The sequence below is a fragment of the Vibrio sp. 10N.261.52.A1 genome, assembly GCF_002876325.1.
Lineage (GTDB): Bacteria > Pseudomonadota > Gammaproteobacteria > Enterobacterales > Vibrionaceae > Vibrio > Vibrio chagasii.
In genome coordinates this window covers 1-5,092 of the sequence record NZ_MCYD01000861.1, presented here as the reverse complement: position 1 = coordinate 5,092, position 5,092 = coordinate 1, and the positions used below count along the sequence as shown (strand labels likewise).

Below are 5,092 nucleotides of genomic sequence, written 5' to 3'. Positions count from 1 at the left end.
GGCATAATATGTATAATAAAAAGCTATTAGAAATTGATTATTATTACCAAAATGAAAACATTACACATTCGCTATTTGCTTGCCCTTTGCCTCTCTGCACTACCATTTACTTCACTCGCCGCCCTCAAATATAACGCTCAGTATTACAGTGCTGATAACATTGAAGCCATTCTTGAAGATATGTCTGACCCAGGATTCGAATCGAATTATGGAGACTTCGCTAAGATCCGGTCGCAGCTGTACCAACAAGCAGGAGCGCAAAACCAACACCTAAACCCTAGTGAGATTGATGCACTAGAAAGGTATCAAGATGATGCCTATCAGCCGATAAGAAGAGGGTTAGCGCAAGGGAGAATGGACTCGGAGACAGAATCATTAATCAATGAAATAGACTCAGCGTTCGAACATGGCATCAAATACAAAGGGACAGTGTTTCGTGGGGAGAGCTTACTCTCCGCTTACGGAGACACTGTAAAAGTTGGAGATATCGTCAGTCCCAATTCATACTTATCTACGTCTATCTCGAAAACATCTTCTTATACTTTTCATAATGGGCAACTTTCTCGATTTGAGCTTAACCTTGGTCAACATGGAATCGTGATACCCACGGTTCGCGATGATGAATTAGAGGTGCTGGTTAATAGAAACTCTCTGTTTGAGGTGACGGCGATCAATACCACGCCGGAGGGAAATCAAGTGATCTATCGCGAGGTATCAGCAGAACAGGTCGGCACGCGCCCTATAAAAGATCTCCATTCAGGGGAAAACCTCACCGTAGCAGAAGCCTGTATCTACTAGTGACTTTGCCGTTAGGTACGAAACATTAGGCATTATGATAAAAGCTGAGGACATCTTTCCTCAGCCTTAACGATCACTAATAGACCTTATGAAAGTCGATCAGCTGAAATGTTAAGTCGCTTACCCAAAAATCCCCATCCAACTCGGCACCTTGTACGAATCGTTTGTCTCCCATCTCTAAGGTCACAATATATTTGCCCGCGATAAGCCCTTCGACCATGTAAAAGCCATCACTCTCTATTTCACTGGAATATTCGGTGCCTTTCTGGATGTGTTTAAAATGCAGGTACGCATTGCTCTCTATATCCCCTCCCACAGTGCCATCCACACCAAATGACACCATCATCTCGATCGGTGCATGGGTTTGTCCCACCTGCTTAGTATTTACAAACACTGGATTCTGAATTGGTGTTAAGTTGAGGTCTAACGCTCCTTCATCGATATAAATTGGTAGCTTTTCTCTAGCAGGAACACTTGAAAACTCAAACCTTCCTTTTGAATTACTGACAGCACGTTGGTCTAAGACCTGTAAGCTGACTCCGGCTATAGGTTGCTTGTGATGGTCATACACGATGCCGGTCAGTTTAGAGTGGTTGTATCGATTCCATTCAACAAACTCGCCAATATCTTCGTCAAAATAGGTTTTCGCACCAAATTCCGTGGTCATCTCGACGCCATATCGGTCTTCTGTGCCTTCCAATTTAAAGAGCAGATATGGATTCACGCGTGCTTCCAAAGAGGCAGTAAATGAGACCTCTTGTTTCTGGTAGCGTGCCGATACATTAGTGGTCAGCTCTTGAAATACCTTCAAAGGATCAAGCACACACTCTTTACAGGCATTTCTTAAAGAGAGCTCAGTGCGTTCATGATGTCCAGATCCATTCACTGTTCCAGATATATTCCACGATGTGTCAGAGAAGCCGCTTTTGGCGAGCTCGATGGTATGCAAGTAACTATCTTGGTGAGTATCTTTCGTGTATTGATAATCCCCTGCATAAGAAAGGAACAGGTTACTCGACACTTTGGCGTTCACTTTTGGCTCTACACTTAACTCGTCGTCATCGTTTCTTACAGTTAAAAAGGCAGTGAGGTTTGCAAGTGACAAGTTGTACTTGAAGACATCATACTCCATCGACTCCAAATCCAATTCATCGGTCTTATTAAGTTCAATCGATGCGGACTGATCGGCACTTAGCAAGATATCAAACTCCATGGGGAACCGATTAAAATCGGGCAACCAACCAATATGACCAGCAAACCAATGTGTCGGTAAATATCGCCCCTGAAAACCGACTAAGTCTTTACCATGCTGTCGTCTGAAAGCACTACCCACGGTAAAATAATCAGCGAGGCCATACTCTAACGAGACAGCGCCAGCTCGATCCGCGCCTTCATTACCTACCACCTCAACGCCCCATTCATTTTGTGGTAAAAAGGCATCTTCTAAACCAGCAACGGTGATCTCTTCTTCCTGCCACACCCCTTTAGATAAGTAGTAACGAAACTTTATGGTGTCACCAGGGGAGATGTTGTCTTCTTCAATGACAAAACGTCCAAACTCATCAGAACGATAAGTGGTTTGATAGATACCATTAACCAACACATCAATGCTGATATTGGGTTGGGTTGTACGTTCCAATTGTAAGTTGCCGAACTCTGGCTGACGGTTTCGATTGGTGTAGTAAAGCCCGTCTTCAAGAGTTTGGTTATTCGTAAAAACGCTGCCATCCAACAATACATGCCCTAACTCAAGCGAGCCCTCACCATCGTTTGTCTCAACCGCGATGTTGTAATAAACGATGGGCAGATCTTCTCTCGAATCAATAGACAATCGAGATAAGGAATGTTCGGTGCTTAAAATGGTATCGGAAATAACGTAAACATCGCCGCCCTCTTCACTGTCGTGATATACAGACGTTGCTACTCGTGTCGCTAATCCCCCCCCAGGAAGGGGATCGACCGCAGGCACGTTAGAGGCTCTTTTTAACTCCTCCGCTTTCTTACGAGACTCACTTTTGATCTTCGAGATCACCGCTTCCAACTCGGTCAAGGAGCTGAATTCCGGAGAAACGGTCAGCCGATAGTCATCAATGTCCCATCGGACTTTGGCAGGGATACACGCTTGTAGGCTGTACCAGTGGATATAGGTTTCAGACTCAATCACTTCAAACTTAATTGATTGGATATTATTGTCATCGCGATAACAAAGCGCTTGCTGGGTATCAACAATATAGGGGGGAGACTCTCTACCCTGATCTTGCGGCAAGTAGATTTCACAATAACCCACGTCATCGCACTGCCCGTTCATCTCTAACAGCGAAAAAGCCGCATTGGATATCGATATGAACGGCTCTTCGTAGTCATCCATCATCACACGGTAAAAGCTATCACCGACTTGTCCTACTCGCACCTCTATATGAGCAGGATAGAGTTCACTCGCCTCGCTTTCCTGTTCTGACTGCGAATAAGCGACAAATGGAAGCAAAGAGCAAAGCAAGACAAGTCGACATAACAGGTGCTGGAACATGAATCTTATCGTCACTCAATCGAGCGCATAAGCACTGACAACATACAGCTCAAGTTATAGAACACATTCGTGCAAAGACTCGTCGTTTTGAACCAGTGAAATCTTTGAGCCTTTTGGAAGCGATTTGGTTAATTCAGCATTACGCAGCAACACCACCTTTTCGCTGTGTTCGTCGACATTCAGTTTGGCGCTGAACTGAAACTTACCATCATTGGTGATCTTGAGGTTCTGTTCATCACATTCAAACTTAACATCTTGGACCTGTTCACCTTTTTGTACGTAAACCGGCACATAACTGTTGATGTGGAAGTTAAGCTGGAACGCTGAACCATTGTTAGATCGTACCTTTCTGGACAGGTCTGGTGGTGAGGCTTCGGGCGCTTTCGCTATCGGAGAGAACCATAGATAAGCACGGTATTCACCATCAGGCATATCGTCAGGTAATGCGTTCATACGCAAACGAACTGTGCGCCTTTGGTTGGGTTTGAGTTCACGAATAATCGGTGGTGACACTTTAATCCAATCAGCAATATTTTCTGACTCAGCAATATTCGCGTCAGTGCGAACTAAGCCGCTTGCCTTTACTGAACGGTAGATGGGCTTTATCTCTAGTCGGATCGGTTCATTTGAATTATTCTCCACCACAATTTTCTCCGTGACTGAGGTTTCAGCGTCTAGGACAAAGCGAGTCGGTGCGATAAGGAGTTGAGCGTAGGCTTGTGCAGTGAAAAGTAAGCCGAAAAAGCATGAGATAAATAACTTCATTTATAATTGACCTCAAAAGGGATAGTGCTGGTATAAAGACCAGCAGGATGATTAGCGCCAATTTTTACTTTTGCACCAATACACAGAAGTTTGGTTCTCCCATTCCCTTTAATTTTCGCTCGGCCTCTCTTAGATAAGCCACAGCCAAAATAGAATTTCTTAATACGAAGACGTTTCGATTTTTGAGAATGGTTAAGATATTGATTAGAAGGAAGCGAAACCACGATCTTTTTTCCCGGTTCGCCTTCAACATAAAAACGAACCACGTAAATCTGACTACTCGATGGATTAGCATCGGCATTCTGTCCAGAACCAGAAACATACATGCCCGGAAACTTTACTTCCATATTCTCAGGAATTATTTCCAGAGCATAGAACGGGCTTGAATATAGAGTCAGTCCGATATATATCGCGTATTTAACTACGCATTCGAATAAAGACTTCATAGTAAAAATGGCTGCTCTATTACAGCCACAATATTATACTAGTTTCACTAAATTATTGGTAAGTCACATCAACTGCAACGTTTGCAGTATAAGTACCAGCTACCAGTGATGCGCTTGAAGTACGAGCCGTACCACCAATATTAAGATCCGCAGTACCACCAGTTAGGGTTATAGCGTTATTAAAATCAAACTCAGCAGCAATCGTATTTACACCGTTAACCAAGTTAGTATCAGAAATACTTACGGTCACCGTATCACCTGATTCACCCGAAAGTGTAAACGCCGCAGCTCCTGCATCACCTTGAGCAACAACAACATCTGTCGTGTTATCTGAAGTGATGATACCGAAATCTAAATCACTCGTTTTGGTCATTGTAATTGCTTGTTTTACTTCTAGTGTTGCATCAAAAGTGTCACTCACAGCAAAAACGTTCGCTGAAGAGATAGAAAGTGCAGAGACGGCAACAACCTTAAAGACTTTATTCATTTCTTTAATCCTTTATATAAAATCGGCTTTATTATTAGGGTTACCCAATAGTCAACCAGAGTTAACAAT

5 protein-coding genes are annotated in these 5,092 nt (G+C 43.4%); 1 reads left to right on the top strand and 4 read right to left on the bottom strand.

Translation table 11 applies throughout. The annotated features are described in order from the left end of the window. Positions 1 to 51: 51 nt before the first annotated feature. On the top strand, positions 52 to 798 hold the full coding sequence (locus tag BCT81_RS18460) for an ADP-ribosyltransferase (protein WP_061031896.1): 747 nt from the start codon (positions 52 to 54) through the stop codon (positions 796 to 798). 76 nt (positions 799 to 874) lie between these two features. Here the strand turns inward: BCT81_RS18460 and BCT81_RS18455 are convergent, their stop codons facing one another. The 4 genes from BCT81_RS18455 to BCT81_RS18440 are packed head-to-tail and all read right to left on the bottom strand — an operon-like array spanning position 875 to position 5,023. Next, the gene (locus BCT81_RS18455) at positions 875 to 3,325 is read right to left on the bottom strand and encodes a carboxypeptidase-like regulatory domain-containing protein (protein ID WP_102425409.1); all 2,451 of its coding nucleotides are present in this window, start codon (positions 3,323 to 3,325) and stop codon (positions 875 to 877) included. Between the two features lie 54 nt (positions 3,326 to 3,379). Beyond that, complete coding sequence (locus tag BCT81_RS18450; protein ID WP_102425408.1) at positions 3,380 to 4,090, bottom strand: molecular chaperone; 711 nt, start codon at positions 4,088 to 4,090, stop codon at positions 3,380 to 3,382. Beyond that, the gene (locus BCT81_RS18445; protein ID WP_241908235.1) at positions 4,087 to 4,536 is read right to left on the bottom strand and encodes a DUF4402 domain-containing protein; all 450 of its coding nucleotides are present in this window, start codon (positions 4,534 to 4,536) and stop codon (positions 4,087 to 4,089) included. Before BCT81_RS18445 ends, BCT81_RS18450 begins: the two co-directional genes overlap by 4 nt. 52 nt (positions 4,537 to 4,588) lie before the next feature. Next, positions 4,589 to 5,023: a DUF4402 domain-containing protein gene (locus tag BCT81_RS18440; protein WP_102425407.1), complete on the bottom strand. Its 435-nt coding sequence runs from the start codon at positions 5,021 to 5,023 to the stop codon at positions 4,589 to 4,591. Between the last annotated feature and the right edge of the window lie 69 nt (positions 5,024 to 5,092).

Coding starts and splice junctions, on each gene's coding strand:
- BCT81_RS18460 (WP_061031896.1), top strand. CDS start 52: ATGAAAACATTACACATTCGCTATTTGCTTGCCCTTTGCCTCTCTGCA.
- BCT81_RS18455 (WP_102425409.1), bottom strand. CDS start 3,325: ATGTTCCAGCACCTGTTATGTCGACTTGTCTTGCTTTGCTCTTTGCTT.
- BCT81_RS18450 (WP_102425408.1), bottom strand. CDS start 4,090: ATGAAGTTATTTATCTCATGCTTTTTCGGCTTACTTTTCACTGCACAA.
- BCT81_RS18445 (WP_241908235.1), bottom strand. CDS start 4,536: ATGAAGTCTTTATTCGAATGCGTAGTTAAATACGCGATATATATCGGA.
- BCT81_RS18440 (WP_102425407.1), bottom strand. CDS start 5,023: ATGAATAAAGTCTTTAAGGTTGTTGCCGTCTCTGCACTTTCTATCTCT.